Raw genomic sequence first — 24,256 nt, 5'->3', positions numbered from 1 at the left:
GGGCGCTTCGAGGCGCTCGTAGCGGATACACGGCAGGATCAGGATCCTGCCGACCTCGGCGCCTGTCGGTGGCGCTGCACGGGGCGCGCTCGCGCCCGTTTCTCGCCGGTCAAACGTCAATACATTCCCCATCGTGCGTCACCTCCCCTTCTCACCTCGATGCCCGGCGGAACCGCAGCCGCGTCAACATGCTCACAGAACACTGCCCGAGGGTTAACAGCTTGCTAAGAAATCTTGCGTAAACCTATCCAAAATCTTTCCAATCGCCGCTTCGTGACACCGCGGCAACGATCCCGGGCCGCCGCGGATCGGGCATGGTGTCGCAGACGGGCAAGCGAAGCTCAGCGGAGCGTCATGGTCGACCAGATGCCGCGCCTTTTCAGAAGGCTCGAAACCCGCGACGGAAAGTCGACCTTCGACGCCATCGTCAGGGCGGCCGCCGCCGGCTTCCTCGATCTGCGCCGACCGAACCGCGCCCAGGCTGCGGATTTCGCCCGGCTGGTCACGTCGATGTGGTCGAAGCTGTCGCTGGAGACGAAGCGCCAGTTCGCCATCGCCGTCGCGAACTCGCCGCACATTCCCCGGCCGGTGGTGGAAATCCTCGTCGCGGAGCCGGCGGAGATCTCGGCGCCGTTCCTTTTTTCGAGCCCCTGCCTGACGCGCGACGACGTTGCCGGACTTCCCTCCGACGCCGAGCCTTCGGCGGATGCCGGCCCGGACGCGTCGAGCGCCTGCCCCGTGCCGGAGCAATCCGCTGGGGAAAAGCCGCCCCGCCGGCCGGATGACGTCGCGCATCGATCGGAGCCGCCGCTCGCAAGCGCCGCGGCCGCGCGGGATGCCCTGCGCGCCCTCGTGCGGGTGACGCCCGGCTCCGGCAGGTCGCCGCGAAAGCCGGCAGCCGCTCCGTCCCTCTCGACCCGCGATGCCGGAATGCCCCCGAGCGCGGCCCTGATGCTGGAGGCGCGCAAGGCGCGGCCCGACGGCGTTGTCGCCCTGATCGCCACGACGCTCGACCTCGCGCCGGAAACCGTCGCGGCGCTCATCGGGGAAAACGACGGCACCGTTCTCACCGCGGCGCTGAAACTTCTCGATCTCGGCCTCGCCGACACGATGACCGTCGTGATGATGGCGCATCCCACGGCCGGGCGAAACGTCTCGGAATTCGCCGGCCTACGGCGCTTCTATGAAGAATCGTCGATCCCGGAATGCCTCTCCGTGCTCGGCATCGAAACCGCTCCGACGACGGAACGTCCCGACCCGCAGACGAGGGCCCGGCACCAGCCCCTTCACGGCGAAGGCGGTGGCCACCGCCCCGCGGCGCGGACTCGGCAGGCCGCCTTCGGCCGCCGCCGCGCCAAACCCTCACGGGAGGTCTCCGGCGGCAGCCTCGGGGGCTGACGGAGGCCGGACACCGCCTCCGCTGGTCTGTGGCGGCGCCTGAAAGCGCGGCCCGTCGCCATAGCGCAGGTAGTTCGGAAACACGACGATCAGGTTGTACTGCCAGCCTTGGCTGAGCTCGCGCTTGAAAATCAGGCGCGTTTCCGCCTGGTCGAGCTGGAAGTTCTGAAGGCTGCGAAGCTTGTCATGGAGCCCAGCCGGCGGGTTCCACTGCAGAGCCGCGAAAAGCGCCGCCGCGAGCTCGGCGAGGCGCTGCCCGGCCGCCTTGGCCTTGGCTTCGTTGTCGGCGATCAGCTTGATGCGCACGCTGGTCAGCGCATCCTTGCGGACGCCGCGCGCCATCACGAAGAGCTGCGGCTCGCTCGGCAAAGCGGGTTCGACGACGGCCTCCGGGTCGTCCGTCGCCGGGCCGTCTTCGAGATCGCCGTTCCGATCGACCTTGCGGCCGTCCGCCGTCGCGGTGGCGTAACATTCCCACTGTCCCTGCAGGAAGGCGCTTTCGTGCCAGGTCATGATCGCCCTGCCCGGATCGATGGCGCGGCAGAGCTTTTTCGGGCTGACCATCGCCAGCCGCACGAATTCGGGCGTCTTCGGCGTCGCAGGGGGCATCAGCAGCCGCGCCGTGGTGATCGGTGCGAGCTCGGCGGTCCGGATGGGAGCGCCGTCGCCCTCGGCGGGCCTCACCGCGTCCGTCTTCTCGGCACTCGGCCGGGACGGCGTCCCGCCGAAGACCGAGCCTGTCTCTGCGGCACGCCGCAGGCTTTCGCCGAGCGAGCCCCCGGCGCGGCTGTTGAGAAAGGCGATCGCCAGGCCGCCGGCAATGGCCAGCGCGACGATCCCGAGCCGCGACACGAGGCCGAGCGCCGGCAGGATGCCGCCGCGCCTCTCGGCCCGCGGAACCGCCGTCCCGCCAGCGTCCCAGACGGGCGTCTTCCGCGTTCCGTCCCGGCCTCTTGGCGCCGCGGCATTTTGGCTGGGGTCGCGCTTGCTCCACGCCCGCCAGCCGGACCGCCGGCCGACCACGCGGCGCATGATTGCCGCCGCACGTCCGCCGGCGACGAAGAGGCGGGAGACGATACCGCCCGTCGCCCGTCCCACCCGGCGCCGAAATCCGCGCGCGCCCTGAGCCATGAAGCGCCCGCCGTTCTTCAGAAAAGCACCCGCTCCTTCGAGCCGGCGCACCGCTCCCGTGCCGACAGGTCGAGCCGTTCGCCGCCAGCGCAGGGACGGCCGCCACGCGAGACCGGGCAGGCGCGAAAGGCCCGCGGCCGGCCACCGCGACCGCCGCCCGTAAGTCTCGTCGCCTTCCAGCGCTCGTGCACGCGTCTTCGCCATTTCGCTCTCGGCGCTCTCCGTCCCGCGGCTCCCCGCAACTCGACGCATTGCAGGCCACAGTGCTAGTCCTGCGGCACCCGCCCGTCCTTTCCGTTGCGAAAATCTCAGGACCCGGCGACGCAGACGAGGCCGTGTCTCGCGGTCGGGCGGTTCTCCTGGGACGTGCGGGTGTGACATCTGATGCGACGCTCGAACTCTGCTGCCAATCATCGAACAGAAAACCGATGCCGGATGCAATTCGCCCGCCGGGCCCTCTGAAAGTCCCGTTTCGGACGCCCGGCCGCGGGCCCGGAGCGCTGCCGCCCGGTAAAGCCGCCGCGCCGCTCTCCCGGTGCGCTGTCCTCGCCATGACGATGCCGGCGGTAAAGAGCGGCTCGTTCGCTCGGCGCCAGACCGGCATCATCGCGCAGGACGGTCACCGGCCGGGGCACCTCGATCGGCGGCCGCGCGCCCACCGCGGCAGCCGCCTTGCATCCCGCACCGCCTTGCAGGCAGATTATGGCAAAAGCTGACCCATTGGAACTTGCCGAGGACGCCGCGGCCGCGCGGCCGTCGATCGTGCTCTATCAACCCGACATCGCCGGCAATACCGGCACGATCCTGCGCCTCGCGGCCTGTTTCGACCTTCTGGTCGAGATCATCGAACCGGCCGGCTTCGATGCGTCCGACCGGGCGCTGAAGCGCGCCGGCATGGATTATGCCGCGATGGCGACACTGCGGCGTCATGCCGACTGGAGCGCCTTTCTCGGTTCCGTAGAAGCCCGGCCCGGCCGCCTGGTGCTTCTGACGACGAAGGCCGAGACCGGCTATGCCGACTTCGCCTTCCAAGCCGGGGACCGGCTGCTTTTCGGGCGCGAGAGCGCCGGCGTTCCGGAACACGTCCACCACCGTGCCGACGTCCGGCTGAAGATCCCGATGGTGCCCGGCGCCCGCTCGCTGAACCTCGCCGTCTCGGCGGGGATCGTCACCGCCGAGGCATTGCGGCAGCTCGCCCGGCGCACCGGCGGGTGACGGCAGCCTCGCCCGGCCCTCGTCAGTCCGCGGTCGGCAGCCGCCGCATGGTGAACTCGATCCGCTCGTCTGGGAGTTCTCGCCAGCTCTCGACCTGCGTCCAATAGGCGGCCTTCGGATATTTCTCGAACCACTCCCGTGCCTTCTGCCGCGCCTCCACCCGGCGCAGCGTGAAGGTCTCGCGCACGAAGCTGTCGCCGCCGGCGCTCCTCGCCCGGCCGCCGCCCGCTCCCCCGCCCGCCTCGACGTGCTCGCGGCGGCGGTGAAGCGCGCGTCGCAATCCTTCGAGCGGTGGCCGATCGAGCGGGGACATGGAGACTCTCGCCAATTGCGGGTTCTTCTCGCAAGCTTCGCAAGATAGTGTCTTTTCGACGGAATGACGAATCGGACGCGTCGGCCCCTGGTGGAAACGCGCAGCTCTGTGCCGGGATGGGCGATCGCGCCACCCGTCGCTGCGCCCCCTCAGGTGGAGCCTGCCTGAAGGACCGGCGCCGATCCGGGGGGAACGGACGACACCGACGATGCAGAGACCTGACTTGCCGGAGGGCTTGCCGGAAGATATCGAGCGCAAGAAGGCCATGGCCCGAGCCTGGTTCGAAGCCCTGCGGGATCGCATCTGCGCGGCCTTCGAAGCGCTGGAGGACGAGTTCGGCGAGGACATCGCGCCGGATCCCGGCCGCTTTGAGCGCACCGAATGGCTGCGGGAGGGCGACGGCGGCGGCGGCGTCATGTCGATCATGCGCGGCCGGCTGTTCGAGAAGGTCGGTGTCCACGTCTCGACCGTGCACGGGGAATTCTCGCCGGAGTTCCGTCAGCAGATCCCCGGCGCCGAGGATGACCCGACCTTCTGGGCCTCCGGCATCTCGGTCATTGCCCACATGCGCAATCCGAACGTCCCGGCCGTTCACATGAACACCCGCATGGTGGTGACGACCCGCCAGTGGTTCGGCGGCGGGGCCGACCTCACGCCGACCCTCGACCGGCGCCGCAAGGACGACGATGCCGACGCCGTCGCCTTCCACCGGGCGCTGAAATTCGTCTGCGACCGGCACCGGCGCGTCGCCGACCACCAGAAGCTGAAGGAGTGGTGCGACGAGTATTTCTACCTCCCGCACCGCGAGGAGCCGCGTGGCGTCGGCGGCATCTTCTACGACTGGCTCCATTCCGCCGAGGATGCCGGCGGCTGGGACGAGGATTTCGCCTTCACCCGCGACGTCGGCAAGGCGTTTCTCGTGGTCTATCCGCACATCGTCCGCCAGAATGCCGGGCTCGCCTTCACCGAAGCGGATCGGGAAGAGCAGCTGGTGCGCCGCGGCCGCTATGTCGAATACAATCTCCTTTACGATCGCGGCACGCTCTTCGGCCTCAAGACCGGCGGCAACGTGCAGTCGATCCTCTCCTCCATGCCGCCGATAGTTAAATGGCCTTGACCTATCGTCGCGACCGAAAAAAATTTTCGGTCAGGTTGAACTGCGATATTTTTCAGCACGTTTTTCTCCCATATGACGAAAGAAACACCACGGGAGGAAACATGTACGAACTCGACTGCAGCCTCGTATTCCCCGGTTGCGAGCGCGTCATCCGCGCCGACACGCGGGCCGGCGTCATCCGCCGGGCGATCGCCCAGGCGAATGCTCTCGGGATCGAGCGCATCAGCCCCATGATGATGGATACCATGCGTGAGCGGATGATCGATCGGCCCGAGACCACCGTCCGCGCGGCCTGACGGGCGTAGCGCATCGTGAATGCTGCGACGGCGGTGCCCCCCGGGTGCCGCCGTTTTCTTTTGCCGAAAGAACCAGGCTGACGATCGGGGCGGCCAAGGGCATTCCCCGCCTCATACGAGGTCCGCTCGATCAGAGCGGGGCTCGGATCAAGCCCGCGCGGCGAATGTGCGTCGCTGTTTCCGGCATCACGAAGTGATCTGCCGGAAACCATATCACCTCGTCATGGCGCCGCGCGGCGTCGGTCTTCGGCGGCGCACCGGTTCGGCCCCAACGAGGTCGTCGCCAGCCTCTTCAGGCGTCGCTCTCGCCTTTGCCGGCCTTGGCGAGAAGCGCCTCCCGCCCCATCGTGAAGCCCGTCTCCGCCCAGAGCTGCTTCAGCCGGGCGATCTCGCTCCCAAGTCCCGGGCCCGCCGCAAAGCCCTTCGCCTTGAGGTCGCCGCCGCTGAGGGGAAATGCCGGCGGTTCGAAGCCTTGCGCGATGTCGAGCCGCGCGGCGAGACTGGCCGTCTTTTCCAACGCATCCGGATCCTGCCCGATCTTGCCCTGCGCCCTGGCGAGTTCGAGCCGCAGCGTGTCGACGATCGCCTGCCGGTCACCGAAATAGACCCGCGCCCGCAACGCCCGGTCCGCCTCGTCCGGACCTGGCTGGCGCTCCAGCGCAAAGGCGAACAGCCTGTCGCGCTCGCCGTTGGAAAGTTTCAGGCGCCTGGCGAGGCCGGCGAGCCGTTCCGGATCGGGTGGCACGATCGCCATCAGCCTGAGCAGCGGATCGGGCGCCCAGCCGCGGGCGCGCTCGCTCGCCACCAGGGGGTGGATATGGTCGATCCCCCAGCGCTCGGTCTCGGGCAGCACTATGGTGAGCGCGCCGGTCTGGCGCATCCACAGGAGCGCGCGCGAGGGATCGGGCGCCGCGAGGAGCTTCTTCGTCTCGGCCCAGAGCCGTTCGGCCGAAAGCTGCGCCAGACCGTCCTTGAGCCGGGTCGCGGCCCTCAGCCCGTCGGCGTCCGGGCGCCCCCGCCCGTACCAGGCGAAGAAGCGGAAGAAGCGCAGGATGCGCAGGCGGTCCTCGAGGATGCGTTGCTCGGCATCGCCGATGAAACGCAGGTTCCCCGCCTCGATGTCGGCGATGCCGCCGACGAGATCGAGCACCTCTCCAGCGGCATCGGCATAGAGCGCGTTGATGGTGAAGTCGCGCCGCTCGGCGTCGGTCCGCCAGTCGCGGCCGAACGTCACGACCGCGTGGCGCCCGTCGGTCTCGATGTCGCGCCGCAGCGTCGTCACCTCGAAGGGCCGCCCGTTCGCGACGACGGTGATCGTCCCGTGCTCGATGCCGGTCGGCACCGTCTTGAGGCCGATGGCTTCGGCCCGGCGCATGGTCTCCTCGGGCAGCGTGGTCGTGGCGATGTCGATGTCGGTGACCGGCCGCTCCATCAGCGTGTTGCGCACCGCGCCGCCGACCACCCGCGCCTCTTCGCCGCTCGCCGACAGGGCGGCGAGCAAAGCCTGCAGCCGCTCGTCGGACAGCCATTCGGCACAAATTCTGGTCATGCGTAATACCGTTCGTAGAGGGTTCTCAGAATGCCGGCGGTGACGCCCCAGATCAGCCGCTCGCCGAAGGGCATCGCGTAGTAGTGGCGGAGCAGCCCCTCGAACTCCCTGGCCTCGCGGCGGTGATTGGCGGCGTCCATCAGGAAGCCGAGCGGCACCTCGAAGACGTCGTCCACCTCGGCCGGATTCGGCTTCGACGTGAAACCCGGCGCGACGATGGCGACGATGGGCGTGATGCGGAAGCCCGTCGTGGTGAGATAGCGGGGAAGCCGCCCAACCGGCGTGACATAGGCCGGATCGAGCGCGATCTCCTCGAACGCCTCGCGCATCGCCGCTGCCTCGGGCGAGGCGTCGGCCGGGTCCACGGCGCCGCCGGGAAAGGCGACCTGGCCGGAATGTTTGCGCAGCGCGCGGGTGCGCGTCGTCAGGATCACCGTCGCCCCCTCGTCGCGGTCGACCACCGGGACGAGCACCGCCGCCTCGCGTGCCGCCGACCGCTCCATCTTCGTGACGAGACCGGCATTCAGCCGATGATCCCCGTATTCCGGTGCGTCGTTCTCTTGGCCGTCGGCAGGCAAGGCCGCAGCCTGCATCCGCGCTTTCAGATCGGCCGCCGTCAGGCGCGTTCGGGCCAGTTCCGTCACGCGCCGCCCGCCGGCACGCCAAAGCGCGCCCCGTTCGAGCGCACGAACATTCCCTCCTCGTCCGTCTCGACGAGATCGGCGAGTTCGATGGCGAGCGCCCGGGTGAATGCCGCCTCCAGCCGCCCGCGGACGAGGATGTAGGGCCGGAAGGCCCCGTCCTTGGCCTCTGCGAAGCGGATCGGGTGGTCCGGGCCGGCCTCGACCAGGTCGCCGACGTCGGTGCGCACCGTCAGCGCCGTGCCGTCCGGGCGCGCCTCGCGGCTCATCTCCACCGCCAGGAACGGCGCGTCCTCGACGGTGATGCCGAGCTTTTCGACCGGCGTGACGAGATAGGTCCGCCCGTCCTCGTCCCGGCGCAGCACCGAGGAGAAAAGCCGCTTCAGCGCCTCGCGGCGGATCGGCGATCCCTGGTAGAGCCAGGTGCCGTCGGCGCGAATCACCATGTCGACGTCGCCGCAGAAATCCGGGTTCCATCGCTCCACGGGCGGCGCCCCGCGCCCCGCCCGTTCGGCGCGCGAGATCAGCGCGGCGAGGCTGACCGAAGCGGTATTTTGTTGATTCGTCATGCTTTCCAATGTGCCGTGCGCGATGGATCGGGTCGTCGGCGGTCTTATTTTGGCCCGCCTTCGTCCTCACGAAATAGTTGGCGCCGAAGCGCTTGCCACCGTTCGTCGCCGTCGTATTCATGGACGATGCGGCACCGCAACCGGGCCCGGCCGGTCGGGCTTCGGCCATGACGGGCCGTCGGCGCCCGCGATCCCGCTACCGGCCGATTCCGGCACCGGCCCCTGGAGAACCGATGATGACGATGCTTGCGCCGCAGGAACAGACCCTCAGCGAAGACGTGATCGTCCGGCTCGCCGAGACGGCGCTTTCGGACATCGCCAGGGTCCGCAAGTCCGTCGGTCGCGTCATCTTCGGCCAGGAGAGCGTCGTCGAGCAGACGGTGATCGCGATTCTCGCCGGCGGCCACGCGCTGCTCGTCGGCGTTCCAGGCCTCGCCAAGACCAAGCTCGTCGACACCCTCGGCATCGCCATGGGGCTCGATGCGCGGCGCATCCAGTTCACGCCGGACCTGATGCCGTCCGACATCATCGGCACCGAGGTGCTGGACCAGGACGAGAACGGCCGCCGCTCCTTCCGCTATGTCAGAGGCCCGGTCTTCGCCCAGCTGCTGATGGCCGACGAGATCAACCGCGCCTCGCCGCGCACCCAGTCGGCGCTGCTCCAGGCGATGCAGGAATACCATGTCACGGTCGCCGGCGAACGCTACGACCTGCCGGCGCCGTTCCACGTGCTCGCGACCCAGAACCCGCTGGAGCAGGAGGGCACCTATCCGCTTCCCGAAGCCCAGCTCGACCGCTTCCTGATGCAGGTCGACGTGCATTATCCCGATCTCGCCTCCGAGCGGCGCATCCTGCTCGAAAGCGGCGGCGAGGATGACCATGCCGAGCCGGTGCTGACCGCCGTCCGCCTGCGCGAGATCCAGGCCCTCGTGCGCCGCATGCCGGTGCCCGAAAGCGTCGTCGACGCGATCCTCTCGCTGGTCCGCTCGGCGCGTCCGGGCAGCGGCCACGAGGAAGCCGACACCCACATCGCCTGGGGTCCGGGTCCCCGCGCCTCGCAGTCGCTGATGACCTGCGTGCGCGCCCGCGCGCTCTACGAGGGCCGCCTCGCCCCCTCGATCGACGACGTCCTCGCGCTCGCCGAGCCGATCCTCCAGCATCGCATGGCGCTCAATTTCGCCGCCCGGGCCGAGGGCATGAGCGTGCGGGACGTCATCGCCACGCTGAAGCGCGGCGTCGCTTGATTCTGGAGCGGGCCTGATGCCGATCGGCGCCTCCGTCGAACTGACCCGAGCCTCCGACGCTCTGGTCCGCGCCCGCCAGCGAGCGGTGCTCCTGCCGGATCTCCTGGTCGAGGCGCGCCGCATCGTGTCGACGGTGATCGCCGGCTGGCACGGACGCCGGCGGCGCGGGATCGGCGAGAACTTCTGGCAGTTCCGGCCCTTCGTCCAGGGCGAACAGGTCTCGCGCATCGACTGGCGCCGCTCGGCCCGCGACGACCACATCTATCTGCGCGACCGGGAGTGGGAAGCCGCCCACACCGTCTGGCTCTGGGCCGATCCCTCCCCGTCCATGCGCTACCGCTCCAATGCCGCCCAGGTGTCGAAAGAATCGCGGGCGCTCGTCCTCGTCCTCGCGCTGGCCGAACTCCTCTCGCGATCCGGCGAGCGGATCGGCTATCCGGGGGTGATCGAGCCGGTCGCCGCCCGCAACGCCGCCGAGCGGGTCGCGGCGGCGCTGATCAACGACCGCCCGGCGCACCGCCTTCCGCCCGACGACCGGCTGCGTCGCTTTTCGGAGATCGTGATGGTCAGCGACTGCCTCGACCCGCTCGAAGACATTCTCGGTTTCGTCGACAAGCTCGGCCGTCGCGGCATCCGCGGCCATCTCGTCATGGTCGCCGATCCTGCCGAGGAGACGTTCCCCTATGCCGGGCGGACCGAGTTCCGCGATCCGGAAGGCGGCGGCCGGCTGACGGCCGGGCGCGCCGAGACGCTGCGGGCGGAATATGTCGCCCTCTACCGGGCGCGGCGTGAGACCCTCGCGGAACATTGCCGGCGGCTTGGCTGGAGCTTCGTCTTCCACCGCACCGACCGCCTCGCTTCCGAGGCTCTGGTCACGCTGCATTCCCGCCTGTCCGGCGTGCCGCAGCCTGCAGGGCAGCGCTCGTGATCGGCGGCCTGTCGCTTTCCTTCGGCGCGCCTCTCGTCCTCGCGGGGCTGCTGGCGCTTCCGGTCATCTGGTGGCTCCTGAAGCTGACGCCGCCGCGGCCGCAGGTCGAGGCCTTTCCGCCCTTGCAGATCCTCGAGCGCGTCCTGAAGCGCGAGGAGACGCCGTCGAAGAGCCCGTGGTGGCTGACGCTGCTGCGGCTCCTGCTCGCCACCCTCGTCATCCTGGCGCTCGCCGTTCCCATCCTCAATCCGCAGCGCACCGAGATTTCCGGCTCCGGACCGCTCGGCATCCTCATCGACAACGGCTGGTCCTCCGGCGCCGACTTCGATCAGCGGCGGCGCGCCGCCGAGGAGATCATCCGCCAGGCCGGCGATGCGGGCCGCACCGTCGCCATGGCGTTTTCAGCGGAAGGGCCTGACGACGATGCGCGCCCGGTCGACGCCGCGGCGGCGCTCGAGCGTCTGGCGGCCAGCGCGCCGCGCCCCGTGCCGACCGACCGCCTCGCCGCGGCACGGCGCATCGCGACCGCGCTTTCCGGCCAGCGTCCTGGATCGCTGGTCTTTCTCTCCGACGGCCTCGACTCCGACGATTCCGGCGACGCGGCGAAGGTGCTCGCGGATCTCGTCCCCGGCCAGTCGATCCTCTACGAGCCGTCGATCGACGCCGTGGTCGGCCTGACCGGTGCAGACAACTCGACCGAGGCGCTGGTGGTGTCGGCCGTGCGGCCGACGGGCCTTCCCGCCAAGAGCTTCACCCTCGTCGCGCGCGACGCCCAGTCGCGCGAGGTGGGCAGGGCCCCCGTCGGCTTTAATGGCTCAGGCGGCGCGGCCGAGGCCCGCTTCCAGATCCCGGTCGAAATGCGCAACGACATCGCCCGCATCGAGGTCGAAGGCGCGTCGACCGCCGGCGCCGTGCGGCTGCTCGACGATTCCTTCCGCCGCCGCCGCGTGGCGCTCGTCTCGGGCGAATCCGCCGACGACGCACAGCCGCTGCTGTCGCCGCTCTACTATATTTCGCGCGCCCTCGAGCCCTTCGCCGACCTCGTCCGCCCCTCGACGGCCAATCTCGCCAAGGCGATCCCGGAACTCCTCGAACGCAAACCCTCGGTGGTCATCCTCGCCGACATCGGCGTGCTGCCCGAGGAGGCGCGGACCGCGCTCGAGAAATTCGTCGAGGAGGGCGGCTATCTCGTCCGCTTCGCGGGGCCGCGCCTTGCCGCGACCACGGGCGAGGATCCGCTGGTGCCGGTCCGCCTGCGGGCCGGCGAACGCCAGCTCGGCGGCGCGATGTCCTGGTCGCAGCCGCAGAAGCTCGCGCCGATGAGCGATACGACGCCGTTCTCCGGCATCGCCGTTCCCGACGACGTCACGGTCTCGCGCCAGATCCTGGCCGAGCCCTCGGCGGACCTTGCCCAGCACACCTGGGCGAGCCTTGCCGACGGGACGCCGCTCGTCACCGCCCGCAGCCAGGGCGCCGGCACGATCGTGCTCTTCCACGTCACCGCCGAGGCGACGTGGTCGAACCTGCCGATCTCGGGCGCCTTCGTCTCGATGCTGAGGCGGATCGTCAGCCTGTCGCGTGCCAATGCCGGCGCCGCGGACGGCCGGACGGCGGCCGAGAGCCTGCCGCCCTACCGCGTGCTCGACGGCACCGGGCGTCTGGTCGCCCCCGGCCCGGAGGTACAGCCGCTGGAGCTCGCATCGGCCGGCTCTGCCGCCGTCGACCTGAAGAACCCTCCCGGCCTCTATGGCAGCGAGGACGGCTACGTCGCCCACAACCTGCTCGGGCCCGATGCGAAACTCGCCCCCCTTCCCGCCCTCGACCTCGGCGCGGCGACCGAGGAGCGGCCCTACGGCAACGGCGACAGCGTCGATCTGAGACCCTATCTCTTCGCCGCTGCACTCGTGCTCTTCACGCTCGATGCGCTGGCGATGCTGTGGCTGAACGGCGGCCTCGGCCGGCTGCGCGGGCGGTTCGCCCGCCCCGCGCGCGGCGCGGCCGTGTCCGTTCTCCTCGCCGGTCTGATCGGCCTTACCGCATTCGCCGGCCTCGTCGCGCCGCGGCCGGCCCTCGCCCAGACGATCCGGCAATCCGACAAGTTCGACGTCGATCGGGCCATCGAGGCGACGTCGCAGACCCATCTCGCCTTCGTCGAGACCGGCGACACCGCGCTCGACGACCGTTCCCGGGCGGGTCTCCGCGGCCTGTCGCAATATATCGCGGCGAAGACCGCCCTCGAACCGGGCGATCCGATGGGCGTCGACATCTCGTCCGACGAACTCGCCTTCTTCCCGCTGCTCTACTGGCCGGTCAGCGCCGATTCACCGATGCCGTCCGAAGCCGCCGTCAGCCGCGTCGACGCCTACATGAAACAGGGCGGGACGGTGCTGTTCGACGTCGCCGACGACGCCGTCTCCTCGCTGGCGAACTCGGTGTCGCCCGGCCAGCGGCGGCTGCGCGAGATCCTCGGCGACCTCGACATTCCGCCGCTCGAGCCGGTTCCGCCGGACCACGTCTTGACCAAGGCCTTCTACATTCTGAGCTCGTTTCCGGGGCTTCATTCCGACTCGCCGCTCTGGGTGGAATCGCTGGTTCCCGACGCGGAAGGCCGGGCGAGGCCGGCGCGCGGCGGCGACGGGGTGTCATCGATCATGATCACCTCCAACGACTTCGCCGGTGCCTGGGCCGTCGATGATCGCGGCCTGTTTCTCTATCCGACGGATTCGTCCGACCCGTCGCAGCGGGAATATGCCTATCGGGCCGGGGTCAACATCGTGATGTACGTGCTCACCGGCAACTACAAGGCCGACCAGGTCCACGTGCCGGCCCTCCTCGAAAGGCTCGGCCAATGATGAACTGGTCCGTTGCCTTCGATCCGTTTTTCTCCTGGACCGTCCTCGGCGTCATCGCCGTGCCGGCCGCCCTCCTGGCGCTGGCGCTCCTCGTCGCCCGCACGCCCGGCGCGCTGGTCCGTGTCCTGGCGATCGCCGCGCTGGTGCTGGCCCTCGCCAATCCCGTCGTCCTGCGGGAAGAGCGCGATCCGATGAAGAGCGTCGTGTCGCTGGTGGTCGACCGCAGCCAGAGCCAGTCGATCGGCGACCGCACCGCCCAGACCGACGCGGCGGAGGCGGCGCTGCGGGCGAGCCTAGCCCGATACCCGGAATTCGAGGTCAGGACGGTCGAGGCGAAGTCCGCGGGGACGCCGGCGAACGACGCGACGACCGCGCTGTTCTCCGCATTGTCGGATTCGCTGAAGGATGTCGCGCCGGCCCGCGTCGCCGGCGCGATCATGGTCACCGACGGTCAGGTCCACGACATTCCGGACGAGGCCTCTAAGCTCGGCTTCGACGCGCCGGTCCACGCCCTCGTCACCGGCCACGACGACGAATTCGACCGGCGCATCGAAATCCGCAACAGCCCGCGCTTCGGTCTGGTCGACGAGGACCAGCGCCTGACCTACCGCGTCGTCGAGGAAGGTGCCGGCGCCGGCACCGCGCCGGTGCCCGTGCAGGTCTTCCTCAACGGCGATCTCATCGCCCGCCAGCAGGCGACGCCCGGCACCGACGAAACCGTTGCGTTCCAGCTTCCGCGCGCCGGCAAGAACATCCTCGAAGTTTCCGTCTCCCGCGAGGATCGCGAGATCACCGGCGTCAACAACAAGGCGATCGCCGTCGTCGACGGAATCCGTGAAAACCTCCGCGTCCTGCTGGTTTCCGGCGAACCCCATGCCGGCGAGCGCACCTGGCGCAACCTCCTGAAGTCCGACGCGACCGTCGACCTCGTGCACTTCACCATCCTGCGCCCGCCGGAAAAGCAGGACGGCACGCCGATCGACGAGCTCTCGCTGATCGCCTTTCCGACCCGCGAGCTCTTCGTCGAGAAGATCAAGGACTTCGACCTGATCATCTTCGACCGCTACCAGGAGCGCGGCGTCCTGCCCTCGCTGTATTTCGACTACATCGCCCAATATGTCGAAAACGGCGGCGCCATGCTGATCGCCGCGGGTCCCGAATATGCCGGCAACGAGTCGATCGCCCAGACGCCGCTGCAGTGGATCCTGCCGGCCCAGCCCACCGGCAAGGTCGAGGAGAAGGCCTTCTATCCGCAGGTTTCCGACCTCGGGAAAAAGCATCCGGTGACGCGGAACCTGCCGGGATCGGGTTCCGAGCCGCCCGACTGGAGCCCGTGGTTCCGGTCGATCGACGTGACGGAGCCGAAGGGCGAGACGGTCATGAACGGCGCCGACGGCCACCCGCTGCTGGTGCTCGACCGGGTCGGCGAGGGGCGCGTCGCGCTGCTCCTGTCGGATCAGGAATGGCTCTGGTCGCGCGGTTTCGAAGGCGGCGGCCCGCATGTCGCGCTGTTTCGCCGGGTCGCCCACTGGCTGATGAAGGAGCCTGAACTCGAAGAGGAATCGCTGAACGCCGAAGCCCGCGGCTCCGATCTCGTTGTGACGCGCCAGACGATCGGCGACGACCCCGGCCCCGCGACGGTCATCACGCCGTCCGGCAAGGCCGAGAATCTCCCTTTGAAGAACGTCAGCCCGGGCCTCTGGGAAGGCGTCCTGAAGACCGACGAGATGGGCCTGTTCCAGGCGGCGAGCGGCGATCTCAGGGCGCTCGGCACCGTCGGGCCGGTCAATCCGCGCGAATATCGCGAGGCGATCTCGACCCCCGAGAAGCTCCGGCCGATCGCCGAAGCGACGCGCGGCAGCGTCCGCCGGATCGGCGAAGACGGGTCGAGCGACGTCTCGATTCCGCGCATCGTTCCGATCAGCGGCAGAGCCGACGGCGACGGACGGGACTGGATCGGCCTGAAGACGACCGACGAGACGATCCTGCGCGGCGTCGACCGGACGCCGCTGTTTGCCGGCTTCCTCGGCCTCGCCGTGCTTCTCCTGGCGCTGTCGGCCACCTGGTACCGCGAAGGGCGATAGCCTCGCCCCTACCGTCTCGCCCGGACCTCGCCGCGCAGGCCGTCGAGGCCGCCCTCGACGAGCGCCAGCCCCAGCACCCGTCTGGGATCGACGGGGCCCGGCATGATCACGCTTCCTGGGGCCAGAGGCCGGTATCCGAGCGGCGCGTAATAGGGCGGGTCGCCGACGAGGACGATCGATGTCTCGCCCTTCGCGCGCGCCGCCTCCGCCGCGAGCCGCATCAGCGCCTTGCCGACACCGCGGTTCTTGTAGGCCGGGCGGACGGCGAGCGGTCCGAGCAGCAGGCTCGGCACCTTTCCGACCATGATCGGCGTCTGCCTGACCGAGCCGATGATGGCACCCTCGTGTTCCGCCACGAAGGAAAGTTGCGCATCGCACGACGCCATTTCGCGCACGCGTTCGGCGGCGCGGGCGAAACGCCCGGGCCCGAACGCCTCGTCGGCGATCGCCTCGATGGCGGCATGATGGGCAGCGAGTTCAGGAAGATACCTGACGTCGTTCAGGTCGAACATGATGGGGGTGTCCGGATATCGATCGAGCGGGCTCGCCGCTCGCCCCGGAGGGATAGCCCCGGGCGCCGAACGACGGTCGGTCAGCGCCCTCTGGCGCCTTTCGTCTTTCGTCGTCGGTCGATGGTCATCGCGGATCGTCCTGCTCGATTTTCGTCCGGCCCGTTAGCATCTTCGACGCGCCCGGTCCACTGCGCGTCGGCGGGCGGCACCGCCGCGGTGACGGACTGTCGCTCGCAGGCAGGAACACCCGGAGACGGCCATCTGTTAAAACCGTGCGACGAGGTCGCCGCCCCCGTCTCGGCGCGAGCAACCCCTTCGACCACCCGCGATATCAAGGAGGCGACCGCCATGGGACTTCTCGTCGACGGCAAGTGGCAGGACAAGTGGTACGATACGAAGTCGACCGGCGGCAGCTTCGAGCGATCGACGACGACGTTCCGCGACTGGATCACCCCCGACGGCGCGCCCGGTCCTGAGGGTCGCAAGGCGCATCCCGCCGAGGTCGGCCGCTACCACCTCTATGTCTCGCTCGCCTGCCCCTGGGCGCACCGCACGCTGATCGCCCGCAAGCTGAAGAGGCTGGAGGACGTGGTCTCGCTCTCGGTGGTCGACTACCACATGGGCGAAGAGGGTTGGGTGTTCTCCGAGCGGCCCGGGGCGATCCCCGACGCCGTGCTCGGCAAGAGGCGGCTCTACGAGGTCTATCTGACGGCCGAACCGACCTATACCGGCCGCGTCACCGTCCCGGTGCTGTGGGACAAGCGCGAAGGCACGATCGTCAACAACGAATCCGCCGAGATCATCCGCATCCTCGACACCGGCTTTTCCGACTTCGCCGACAATTCGGTCGACCTCACCCCTTCGGAGCACCTGGCGGAAATCGAGGCGATCAACCGGCGCGTCTACGACACGGTGAACAACGGCGTCTACAAATGCGGTTTCGCAACGACGCAGGAAGCCTACGAGAAGGCCTTCCATCCGCTGTTCGAAACCCTCGACATCTTGGAGGAGCGCCTGTCGGGCCAGCGCTATCTGGTCGGCTCGCAGGCGCCGACGGAAGCCGACTGGCGCCTTTTCACGACGCTCATCCGCTTCGACGCCGTCTATCACGGCCACTTCAAGTGCAATCTCCGGCGCATCGCCGACTATGCCGCGATCGACGCCTACATGCGCGAGCTCTACCAGTCGCCGGGCGTCGCCGAGACGGTGAATTTCGAGCACATCAAGGGCCACTACTACACGAGCCACAAGACCATCAATCCGACCGGCATCGTGCCGCTGGGGCCGACACTCGACCTCGACCGGCCGCACGGACGGGTGGCCGTGCCGGCCACCGGCTGAATTCGCGGCACCTTGCCTTCGGCGTCCGGCACGTTCTTCGGCCGCGGTGGCGGTCCTCGACCACGGCGCGGCGAGCCGCCGGTCACCAATAGGGATCGGGCGCTCCGGCTCCGGCGAGTTCGTCGAGCCGCCGGCGCGTGGCGGCGGTCAGATCGTCGGGCAGACCGTCGAGCGGGAAGAAACCCGCCTCGGCGATCTCCCGGTCCGGCCGTTTCGTTTCGCTCTGGACGACGCCTTCGCAGCGGTACAGGAGGACGTGGTCGTGCTTCGACGCGGCGCGGTTGTAGTAGACCGAGACGAGTTCCGGTGGCCGGGTGAGGCTGAGGTTGCCCTCCTCCGCACACTCGCGGTGCAGCGCCTCCTCCACCGTCTCGCCGGGATCCACCCCGCCCCCCGGCATGTACCAGCCGGGCAGATAGGTGTGGCGGACGAGGAAGATCCGGCCCGCCTCGTCGAAGGCGGCGCCGCGGACGCCGAGCGTCATCGGACGGGTCAGGAGATGCGCGCCGTGCATCGCCCCGATCAGGAATTTCTGAAATCGCACGGTTCCACTCGCTTCCTTTGTTTCTACAATCGGTTGACGGGGGGTCGAGGTCCTGACGGCGGCAGCGGCGCCGGGAAATCTCACCCGCGCAGCGCCGTCAGATCGGCAAGCCGATGCAATCGAGGATGATCGTCTCATGTTCCGTCTCGCCCACCTTTCCGACATCCATCTCGGGCCGCTGCCGGAACTTTCCTTCCGCGAGCTCGCCTCCAAGCGCGTGACGGGCTGGTACAACTGGCAGCGCAACCGTCGCCGCATGATGTTCGGCGACACGCTGAGCGATCTCGTCCTCGATCTGAAGGACGAAAACCCCGACCATATCGCGGTGACCGGCGACCTCGTCAATCTCGCCACCAAGAAGGAGACGATCGCTTCCGGGCTATGGCTGCGCGATCTCGGGACCCCGCAACTGGTCTCGCTGGTCCCCGGCAACCACGACGCCTACGTTCCCGGCGCGCTGCAGCGCTCGTTCCGGGAATGGCAGCCCTACATGACGGGCGACGAGAGCCTGAATTCGACCAAGAAGTCCTTTCCCTATCTGCGCATCCGGGAGAACGTCGCCATCCTCGGTGTCTCGACCGCCGAGGCGACCGCGCCCTTCTTCGCCACCGGCACCTTCAAGCGCGGCCAGGCATTGCGGCTCGCCAAGCTGCTCGAGACGACGCGGGCGCTCGGCCTCTTCCGCGTCGTGCTGATCCATCATCCGCCGATCTCGGGCTCGACCTCCTGGCACAAGCGGCTGATCGGCAAGCAGTTTTTTTCGAAGGTCATGCGCGATGTCGGGGCCGAACTGGTGCTGCACGGCCATACCCATCTCGACACGCTCTATTGGCTTCACGGTCCCGACGGACAGGTCCCGGTGATCGGCGTTCCCTCGGCAAGCCAGGCGCCCGGCAGCAAGAACCCCGCATCGCGCTACAATCTCTTCGAAATCTCCGGCGGGCCGTCCACCTGGCAGCTGATCCAGCGCGAGCGCGGCTTCCGCCAGGACGGCTCGGGCATCGGCTGGGTTCGCGAACGCGAGCTTCTCGCCGACGGACGCGCGGTCGACGCCCGGCCGCGGGAGGATGCCAAGGCGGCGGTCTGATCCGCCTTTGCCGACGGGTGATCTCGCCCCCCTCGCCGCTCGGATGGGCACGCGACGCCAGGACGCATGCGTCGGGCGCCAAGATGCGACGACCCGCGTGTCGCGATCCCGAAGGCCGGGGGCGAGTTGCTACAAACCGGCGACCTCGGCGTGTCCGGCCGGCACCAGCCGCACGACCTTGTAGCCCCGCGCCTCGAGCGCGGAGAGCAGGCCCGGCAGCATCGCCGCCGTGCGGGCCTGGATGTCGTGCATCAGGATGATGCCGCGGCCGTGCTTGTCGAGCGCCCGCAGGGTGCGGTCGCGGACCGTCTCCGGGGCGTCGCGGAAGTAGTCCTTGGAATCGACGTCGACGTCGATGGCGACGATACCCTCTTCGGCAAGCTCGTGGCGCAGGCGCGAGGTATCGGCGAGATAGGGAAAGCGGAAGAACGGCGCCGGCGCCATGCCGATCGGCTTCAGGGCGTCGGCGACGCTCATCTGGCCCTTGCGGATCTCGGCCATCGCGGCCGCATCGCTCATCGTCCGAAGATTGGCGTGGCGGAAGGTGTGGGTCCCGATCGTGTGGCCGGCACGGGCCACCTCCTGCGCGATCTTCGGATAGGCCTTCGCCATCTGCCCGACCATCAGGAAGGTCGCGCTGACGCCGTGGTCGGCGAGCGCCTGGAGGATCTTATGGGTCTTGCCGGGCATCGGGCCGTCGTCGAAGGTCAGCACCACCTCTTTCGGACGAAGCGCGATGTCGGAATAGCGCGCGACGGCGATCGTGCGGCCGGCGAGGGCCGAACCGACCGGCGGCTGGAACGACTGGAACAGCGGAAAGTCGCGGGCCGCATCCGGCGACTGATAGCCGAGCGCCGGCGACGCGCTTTGCGCCGGCGTGGCGGACATCCGCATCGTGTTGCGGTCGTTGCCGGCGCAGCCGGCAAGGAGCGAGGCTGCGAGGGCGGCGAAAAGGACAGATCGCTTCGAGCGCATGGGAACCGGGCGGGAAAGGTTGCGGACCCGGTCGTTGGTAAGGCGTTAAGGTTAATGACCGCTTGCGATCGGCAGCCGGCCTGCACAATTTGCCAGCGAAATATTCGCCACGCCGCCTCGTCGCCCCGGCGCCCGCCTCAGGCTCCCATTTCAGGCAAGCGACGGATCGTCCCGGTTGGGTGCACCACCCGGCGTCTCCGGCCGGCGGATCGCGCCCATCGCCTCCAGCACCAGCGGATGCATGCCATCCGTCCGGCCGCCGTCGACGCGCTCGAAGAGTTGGGTCCGCATGCGCGGCTCCCAGAACTTGTTGATGTGGTCCGCCACCCCCTTGGAGCGCGCGCCCTCCTTGGCGGATTCGAAGAACTTGGCGATCTGGTTCGCCATGTAGACGAGCTTGTCACGCTCCATGGGCGGCCCTCCCCTTCATCGTCTGTCCATTGACCGCATCATCCGGGATCGCGGATGCCCCGGCAATCCGCTCGGGATGCGAAAACACTTCGAAGTCCTCGCCGCGCGCGACCGCGACGAGGGTGATGCCGGCGGCCTTCGCCTCGCGGATCGCAAGCGCCGTCGGCGCGGAAACCGCGGCGAGGAGCCCGCATCCCATCCTCGCCGCCTTCTGGATCAGTTCCACCGACACCCGGCTGGTAATGGTGAGGAAGCCGCGGCGCGGATCGATGCCGGCGCGCGCCAGATGGCCCGCCACCTTGTCGAGGGCATTGTGGCGCCCGACGTCCTCGCGCATGACGACGAGGCCGGCGCCAGTCTCGCCCGCCGGCAGGTGGAAGCCGGCGGCGTGTACCGCCCGGGTCAGATGGCCGAGCGCCTGGCCCTCAGCCATCGCCGCGACGGCGCCGGTGATTCTTGCAGGCGGGAGCGGGCCGGCGAGCGCGCCCTCGACCCGCGGGAGCGCCGGGGCCGCGAGTTCCAGGGATTCGACGCCGCACAGCCCGCAACCGACCGGCCCGGTCATCTGGCGGCGCCGCGCGACATAGGTTTTCGCCCGCGCCTCGACCAGCCGGATCTGGCAGTCGATGCCGGCCTCCGTCTCGACGATGGCGATCGATTCGATTTCGCCGATCCCGTCGACGATCGCCTCGTTCAGGACGAGGCCTGTCGCCATGTCTTCGAGATCCGCGGGCGTCGCCATCATCACCGCATGGGTCGTGCCGCCGATCGAGACGGCGACGGCGACCTCGGCCGGAACCACGCGCGTTCCGCGATGGAAAGACCCGTCGCGGAAGACGAGCGTTTCCACGCCGGTCGATGCGGTCTGCTCTGGCGATGTCATTGGAAGACGGACTTTCCGGCCGGCAGCGCCGCAAGCCTCGTGGGCCGGCCGACGACGATCGGGCGGCGTCGACACCCCCCTCTGCCTGCCGGCATCTCCCCCGCAAGGGCGAAGATCGACCTTGCTCTCGGCTTCGCCCATTGAGCCATCGCTCTATGCAATCGCCCATTCAGAAACGGCGACCACCGACATGCGGCCGACACCAACGTTGCCGATCTCCCCCCTTGCGGGGGAGATGTCCGGTAGGACAGAGGGGGGTAACGGCGCATCCGCATCTCGCCCGCTCGGTGACAGCGAACCGCCCCTACTCCGCGGCTTCCGCCGGCATGATCCGGCGGCTCTCCATGGTGAGTTCCCGATAGTCCTCCTGCCACTCGGTCGGGCCGTTGGAGGGCGAGATCTGCACGGCGGTCACCTTGTATTCGGGGCAGTTGGTCGCCCAGTCGGAGAAGTCGGTGGTGATGACGTTCGCCTGGGTCATCGGATGGTGGAAGGTCGTATAGACGACCCCCGGCGCGACCCGGTCGGTGATCTTCGCCCGGATCGAGGTCTCGCCGGCCCGGCTCTGCAGCTTCACCCAGTCGCCGTCGCGCACGCCGCGCTGCTCGGCATCGTGCGGATGGATCTCCAGAAGGTCCTGATCGTGCCAGACGACGTTGCCGGTGCGGCGGGTCTGGGCGCCGACATTGTACTGCGACAGGATGCGGCCGGTGGTCAGAAGCAGCGGGAAGCGCGGCCCGGTCCGCTCGTCGGTCGCCACATACTCGGTCATGATGAACTTGCCCTTGCCGCGCATGAAGCTGTCGACATGCATGATCGGCGAGCCTTCCGGATGCTCGTCGTTGCAGGGCCACTGGACAGAGCCCTTCTCGTCCAGGAGGTCGTAGGTGACGTTGGCGAAGGACGGCGTGGTCGCCGCGATCTCGGCCATGATCTCGGCGGGGTGGGAATAGTTCATGTCCATGCCGATCGCCTGGGCGAGCAGCTGCGTGACCTGCCAGTCCTCGTAGCCGTTCTTCGGGCTCATCACCTTGCGCACGCGGTTGATGCGCCGCTCGGCATTGGTGAAGGTGCCGTTCTTTTCCAGGAAGGACGAGCCTGGCAGGAAGACGGTGGCGTAGTTCGCCGTCTCGTTCAGGAAGAGATCGTGGACGATGAGGAGTTCAAGTGCCGCAAGTCCGGCCGAGACGTGCTTGGTGTCGGGGTCGGACTGGAGGATGTCCTCGCCCTGGCAATAGAGGCCCTTGAACGTTCCCTCGACGGCCGCGTCGAACATGTTCGGGATGCGCAGGCCCGGCTCCTTGTCGAGCTTGACGCCCCACAGATCCTCGAAGGTCTCGCGCACCGCGTCCACCGAGATGTGGCGGTAGCCGGGCAGCTCGTGCGGGAACGAGCCCATGTCGCAGGAGCCCTGGACGTTGTTCTGCCCGCGCAGCGGATTCACGCCGACGCCGCGCCGGCCGATATTGCCCGTCGCCATGGCGAGATTGGCGATGGCGATGACCGAGGTCGAGCCCTGGCTGTGCTCGGTGACGCCGAGGCCGTAATAGATCGCCGCATTGCCGCCGGTGGCGTAGAGCCGCGCCGCCTTGCGCACCTCCTCCGCCGGAACGCCGGTGACGCTCTCGACCGCCTCGGGGGAATGCCGGTCCTCGGCGACGAAGGCCGCCCATTCCTGGAACTCGTCCCACTCGCAGCGTTCGCGCACGAAGCTCTCGTTGACGAGGCCCTCGGTGACGACGACATGGGCGAGCGCCGTCAGCATGGCGACGTTGGTGCCGGGCTTCAGCGCCAGATGGTGGTCGGCCTTCACATGCGGCGTCTTGACGAGGTCGATGCGGCGCGGATCGACGACGATCAGCCTAGCCCCCGGCTGGCCGGGCTTGCCCCGCAGCCGCTTCTTCATGCGCGAGGCGAAGACCGGATGACCGTCGGTCGGGTTGGCGCCGATGACGAGGACCACGTCGGTGTCCTCGACCGAGTCGAAATCCTGCGTTCCGGCCGAGGTGCCGAAGGTCGAGTTGAGGCCGTAGCCGGTCGGCGAATGGCAGACTCTTGCGCAGGTGTCGATGTTGTTGTTGCCGAAGCCGGCGCGCACCAGCTTCTGGACGAGGAAGACCTCTTCGTTGGTGCAGCGCGACGAGGAGATGCCACCCATCGCGCCCTTTCCGTATTTCGCCTGGATGTCCTTGATCTTCGCGGCGGTGAAGGACATCGCCTCCTCCCACGACACTTCGCGCCAGGGCTGGGTGTGGTGGTCGCGGATCATCGGATTGAGGATGCGATCCTTGTGGGTGGCGTAGCCGAGCGCGAAGCGGCCCTTGACGCAAGAGTGGCCGCGATTGGCCTTGCCGTCCTTGTAGGGCACCATGCGCACCAGTTCCTCGCCGCGCATCTCCGTCTTGAACGAGCAACCGACGCCGCAATAGGCGCAGGTGGTGACGACCGAATGTTCCGGCGTGCCGATCTCGATGACCGACTTTTCCTCCAGCGTCGCCGTCGGGCAGGCCTGGACGCAGGCGCCGCAGGACACGCATTCTGAGGAGAAGAAGTCGTCGCTGCCGGTGCCGGCCGAGATGATGGAGTCGAAGCCCCTGCCCTCGACCGTCAGCGCGAAGGTGCCCTGCACCTCGTTGCAGGCCCTGACGCAGCGCGAACAGACGATGCATTTCGACGGATCGAACTGGAAGTACGGGTTCGAGACGTCCTTGGCCTTGCCGAGATGGTTTTCGCCCTCGTAGCCGTAGCGCACCTCGCGCAGGCCGACGGCCCCGGCCATGTCCTGCAGTTCGCAGTCGCCGTTGGCGGCGCAGGTGAGGCAGTCGAGCGGGTGGTCGGAGATGTAGAGCTCCATGACCCCCTTGCGGATCTTCTTCAGCCGCTCGGTCTGGGTGGAGACCTTCATGCCAGCCGCGACCGGCGTCGTGCAGGAGGCCGGCGTGCCGTTCCGCCCCTCGATCTCGACCACGCAGAGCCGGCAGGAACCGAAGGCGTCCATCATGTCGGTGGCGCAGAGCTTCGGCACCTGGACACCGGCATCCATGGCCGCGCGCATCAGCGACGTGCCCTCGGGCACCGTCACCTCGACGCCGTCGATGGTGAGCGTCACCGCTTTTTCGGCCTTCGAGGCCGGGGTGCCGTAGTCGATTTCGCGAATGAGGCTCAT

General features: G+C 68.7%; 21 protein-coding genes. 10 read left to right on the top strand and 11 right to left on the bottom strand.

The window, feature by feature from the left end; all coding sequences use genetic code 11:
- Positions 1-354: 354 nt before the first annotated feature.
- The gene (locus J1C47_RS17560; protein ID WP_207352080.1) at positions 355-1,398 is read left to right on the top strand and encodes a hypothetical protein; all 1,044 of its coding nucleotides are present in this window, start codon (positions 355-357) and stop codon (positions 1,396-1,398) included.
- Here the strand turns inward: J1C47_RS17560 and J1C47_RS17555 are convergent.
- Complete coding sequence (locus J1C47_RS17555) at positions 1,363-2,970, bottom strand: DUF6030 family protein (RefSeq protein ID WP_207352079.1); 1,608 nt, start codon at positions 2,968-2,970, stop codon at positions 1,363-1,365. The genes J1C47_RS17560 and J1C47_RS17555 overlap by 36 nt on opposite strands.
- 261 nt (positions 2,971-3,231) lie before the next feature.
- Between J1C47_RS17555 and J1C47_RS17550 the strand changes: the two genes are divergently transcribed.
- On the top strand, positions 3,232-3,744 hold the full coding sequence (locus J1C47_RS17550; RefSeq protein ID WP_207352078.1) for a tRNA (cytidine(34)-2'-O)-methyltransferase: 513 nt from the start codon (positions 3,232-3,234) through the stop codon (positions 3,742-3,744).
- A gap of 22 nt (positions 3,745-3,766) precedes the next feature.
- Here the strand turns inward: J1C47_RS17550 and J1C47_RS17545 are convergent, their stop codons facing one another.
- Entirely contained in the window at positions 3,767-4,057 is a 291-nt protein-coding gene (locus tag J1C47_RS17545) for a hypothetical protein (protein ID WP_207352077.1), read from the bottom strand.
- A 208-nt stretch (positions 4,058-4,265) separates the two neighbouring features.
- Here J1C47_RS17545 and hemF point away from each other — a divergent pair, with 208 nt between their 5' ends.
- Both hemF and J1C47_RS23815 read left to right on the top strand, forming a co-directional pair.
- Positions 4,266-5,174 carry an oxygen-dependent coproporphyrinogen oxidase gene (gene hemF / locus J1C47_RS17540; RefSeq protein WP_207352076.1) on the top strand — a complete coding sequence of 303 codons (909 nt, stop codon included), beginning with the start codon at positions 4,266-4,268 and terminating at the stop codon, positions 5,172-5,174.
- Entirely contained in the window at positions 5,165-5,470 is a 306-nt protein-coding gene (locus J1C47_RS23815) for a DUF1059 domain-containing protein (RefSeq protein ID WP_245396644.1), read from the top strand. Before hemF ends, J1C47_RS23815 begins: the two co-directional genes overlap by 10 nt.
- A 292-nt stretch (positions 5,471-5,762) precedes the next feature.
- On the opposite strand, the gene J1C47_RS17530 is transcribed toward J1C47_RS23815, so the two are convergent.
- The 3 genes from J1C47_RS17530 to J1C47_RS17520 are packed head-to-tail and all read right to left on the bottom strand — an operon-like array spanning position 5,763 to position 8,229.
- Positions 5,763-7,019: a CCA tRNA nucleotidyltransferase gene (locus J1C47_RS17530; protein ID WP_207352075.1), complete on the bottom strand. Its 1,257-nt coding sequence runs from the start codon at positions 7,017-7,019 to the stop codon at positions 5,763-5,765.
- Positions 7,016-7,612 (bottom strand): CoA pyrophosphatase, encoded by a 597-nt coding sequence (locus J1C47_RS17525; protein ID WP_207352074.1) that lies wholly within the window; start codon positions 7,610-7,612, stop codon positions 7,016-7,018. The genes J1C47_RS17530 and J1C47_RS17525 overlap by 4 nt, the downstream gene beginning before the upstream one ends.
- Positions 7,613-7,659: 47 nt before the next feature.
- Positions 7,660-8,229, bottom strand: coding sequence for a DUF1285 domain-containing protein (locus tag J1C47_RS17520; RefSeq protein WP_207352073.1), 570 nt, complete (start codon positions 8,227-8,229; stop codon positions 7,660-7,662).
- Between the two features lie 236 nt (positions 8,230-8,465).
- Here J1C47_RS17520 and J1C47_RS17515 point away from each other — a divergent pair, with 236 nt between their 5' ends.
- From J1C47_RS17515 to J1C47_RS17500, 4 genes are read left to right on the top strand one after another with little or no spacing between them, the layout of a single operon-like run.
- Positions 8,466-9,473 (top strand): AAA family ATPase, encoded by a 1,008-nt coding sequence (locus tag J1C47_RS17515; RefSeq protein ID WP_207352112.1) that lies wholly within the window; start codon positions 8,466-8,468, stop codon positions 9,471-9,473.
- A gap of 16 nt (positions 9,474-9,489) precedes the next feature.
- Positions 9,490-10,401, top strand: coding sequence for a DUF58 domain-containing protein (locus tag J1C47_RS17510; protein ID WP_207352072.1), 912 nt, complete (start codon positions 9,490-9,492; stop codon positions 10,399-10,401).
- Positions 10,398-13,253 (top strand): DUF4159 domain-containing protein, encoded by a 2,856-nt coding sequence (locus J1C47_RS17505; RefSeq protein WP_207352071.1) that lies wholly within the window; start codon positions 10,398-10,400, stop codon positions 13,251-13,253. The genes J1C47_RS17510 and J1C47_RS17505 overlap by 4 nt, the downstream gene beginning before the upstream one ends.
- Entirely contained in the window at positions 13,253-15,337 is a 2,085-nt protein-coding gene (locus tag J1C47_RS17500; protein WP_207352111.1) for a hypothetical protein, read from the top strand. Before J1C47_RS17505 ends, J1C47_RS17500 begins: the two co-directional genes overlap by 1 nt.
- 8 nt (positions 15,338-15,345) lie before the next feature.
- On the opposite strand, the gene J1C47_RS17495 is transcribed toward J1C47_RS17500, so the two are convergent.
- Positions 15,346-15,849, bottom strand: a complete 504-nt coding sequence (locus J1C47_RS17495) for a GNAT family N-acetyltransferase (protein WP_207352070.1) — start codon at positions 15,847-15,849, stop codon at positions 15,346-15,348.
- Between the two features lie 348 nt (positions 15,850-16,197).
- Here J1C47_RS17495 and J1C47_RS17490 point away from each other — a divergent pair, with 348 nt between their 5' ends.
- Positions 16,198-17,190 (top strand): glutathione S-transferase family protein, encoded by a 993-nt coding sequence (locus J1C47_RS17490; RefSeq protein ID WP_207352069.1) that lies wholly within the window; start codon positions 16,198-16,200, stop codon positions 17,188-17,190.
- 82 nt (positions 17,191-17,272) lie between these two features.
- Here the strand turns inward: J1C47_RS17490 and J1C47_RS17485 are convergent, their stop codons facing one another.
- Positions 17,273-17,734, bottom strand: coding sequence for an NUDIX domain-containing protein (locus J1C47_RS17485; protein ID WP_425354574.1), 462 nt, complete (start codon positions 17,732-17,734; stop codon positions 17,273-17,275).
- Between the two features lie 136 nt (positions 17,735-17,870).
- On the opposite strand from J1C47_RS17485, the gene J1C47_RS17480 reads away from it, so the two are divergent.
- Entirely contained in the window at positions 17,871-18,821 is a 951-nt protein-coding gene (locus J1C47_RS17480) for a metallophosphoesterase family protein (protein ID WP_207352068.1), read from the top strand.
- Between the two features lie 129 nt (positions 18,822-18,950).
- Here J1C47_RS17480 and J1C47_RS17475 read toward each other — a convergent pair whose 3' ends face one another.
- The 4 genes from J1C47_RS17475 to fdhF all read right to left on the bottom strand — a co-directional run bounded on the left by J1C47_RS17475 (position 18,951) and on the right by fdhF (position 24,256).
- Entirely contained in the window at positions 18,951-19,709 is a 759-nt protein-coding gene (locus J1C47_RS17475; RefSeq protein WP_245396643.1) for a polysaccharide deacetylase family protein, read from the bottom strand.
- Positions 19,710-19,946: 237 nt separating this feature from the next.
- A complete protein-coding gene (locus tag J1C47_RS17470; protein WP_207352066.1) occupies positions 19,947-20,207 on the bottom strand; it encodes a formate dehydrogenase subunit delta in 261 nt (86 codons plus the stop codon).
- Positions 20,197-21,090 (bottom strand): formate dehydrogenase accessory sulfurtransferase FdhD, encoded by an 894-nt coding sequence (gene fdhD / locus J1C47_RS17465; protein WP_207352065.1) that lies wholly within the window; start codon positions 21,088-21,090, stop codon positions 20,197-20,199. Before fdhD ends, J1C47_RS17470 begins: the two co-directional genes overlap by 11 nt.
- A gap of 304 nt (positions 21,091-21,394) precedes the next feature.
- Positions 21,395-24,256: a formate dehydrogenase subunit alpha gene (gene fdhF / locus J1C47_RS17460; RefSeq protein WP_207352064.1), complete on the bottom strand. Its 2,862-nt coding sequence runs from the start codon at positions 24,254-24,256 to the stop codon at positions 21,395-21,397.

Origin of the sequence: Jiella sonneratiae, assembly GCF_017353515.1 — a bacterium.
GTDB lineage: Bacteria > Pseudomonadota > Alphaproteobacteria > Rhizobiales > Rhizobiaceae > Jiella > Jiella sonneratiae.
The sequence above is the reverse complement of the archived record's forward strand: the minus strand, read 5'-3'. Positions and strand labels throughout refer to the sequence as shown.

Excerpts from the sequence above, each read along its gene's own strand:
- J1C47_RS17560 (WP_207352080.1), top strand. The coding sequence starts at position 355 with ATGGTCGACCAGATGCCGCGCCTTTTCAGAAGGCTCGAAACCCGCGAC.
- J1C47_RS17550 (WP_207352078.1), top strand. The coding sequence starts at position 3,232 with ATGGCAAAAGCTGACCCATTGGAACTTGCCGAGGACGCCGCGGCCGCG.
- J1C47_RS17545 (WP_207352077.1), bottom strand. The coding sequence starts at position 4,057 with ATGTCCCCGCTCGATCGGCCACCGCTCGAAGGATTGCGACGCGCGCTT.
- hemF (WP_207352076.1), top strand. The coding sequence starts at position 4,266 with ATGCAGAGACCTGACTTGCCGGAGGGCTTGCCGGAAGATATCGAGCGC.
- J1C47_RS23815 (WP_245396644.1), top strand. The coding sequence starts at position 5,165 with ATGGCCTTGACCTATCGTCGCGACCGAAAAAAATTTTCGGTCAGGTTG.
- J1C47_RS17530 (WP_207352075.1), bottom strand. The coding sequence starts at position 7,019 with ATGACCAGAATTTGTGCCGAATGGCTGTCCGACGAGCGGCTGCAGGCT.
- J1C47_RS17525 (WP_207352074.1), bottom strand. The coding sequence starts at position 7,612 with ATGCAGGCTGCGGCCTTGCCTGCCGACGGCCAAGAGAACGACGCACCG.
- J1C47_RS17520 (WP_207352073.1), bottom strand. The coding sequence starts at position 8,229 with ATGACGAATCAACAAAATACCGCTTCGGTCAGCCTCGCCGCGCTGATC.
- J1C47_RS17515 (WP_207352112.1), top strand. The coding sequence starts at position 8,466 with ATGACGATGCTTGCGCCGCAGGAACAGACCCTCAGCGAAGACGTGATC.
- J1C47_RS17510 (WP_207352072.1), top strand. The coding sequence starts at position 9,490 with ATGCCGATCGGCGCCTCCGTCGAACTGACCCGAGCCTCCGACGCTCTG.
- J1C47_RS17500 (WP_207352111.1), top strand. The coding sequence starts at position 13,253 with ATGAACTGGTCCGTTGCCTTCGATCCGTTTTTCTCCTGGACCGTCCTC.
- J1C47_RS17495 (WP_207352070.1), bottom strand. The coding sequence starts at position 15,849 with ATGTTCGACCTGAACGACGTCAGGTATCTTCCTGAACTCGCTGCCCAT.
- J1C47_RS17490 (WP_207352069.1), top strand. The coding sequence starts at position 16,198 with ATGGGACTTCTCGTCGACGGCAAGTGGCAGGACAAGTGGTACGATACG.
- J1C47_RS17480 (WP_207352068.1), top strand. The coding sequence starts at position 17,871 with ATGTTCCGTCTCGCCCACCTTTCCGACATCCATCTCGGGCCGCTGCCG.
- J1C47_RS17475 (WP_245396643.1), bottom strand. The coding sequence starts at position 19,709 with ATGTCCGCCACGCCGGCGCAAAGCGCGTCGCCGGCGCTCGGCTATCAG.
- J1C47_RS17470 (WP_207352066.1), bottom strand. The coding sequence starts at position 20,207 with ATGGAGCGTGACAAGCTCGTCTACATGGCGAACCAGATCGCCAAGTTC.
- fdhD (WP_207352065.1), bottom strand. The coding sequence starts at position 21,090 with ATGACATCGCCAGAGCAGACCGCATCGACCGGCGTGGAAACGCTCGTC.
- fdhF (WP_207352064.1), bottom strand. The coding sequence starts at position 24,256 with ATGAGCCTCATTCGCGAAATCGACTACGGCACCCCGGCCTCGAAGGCC.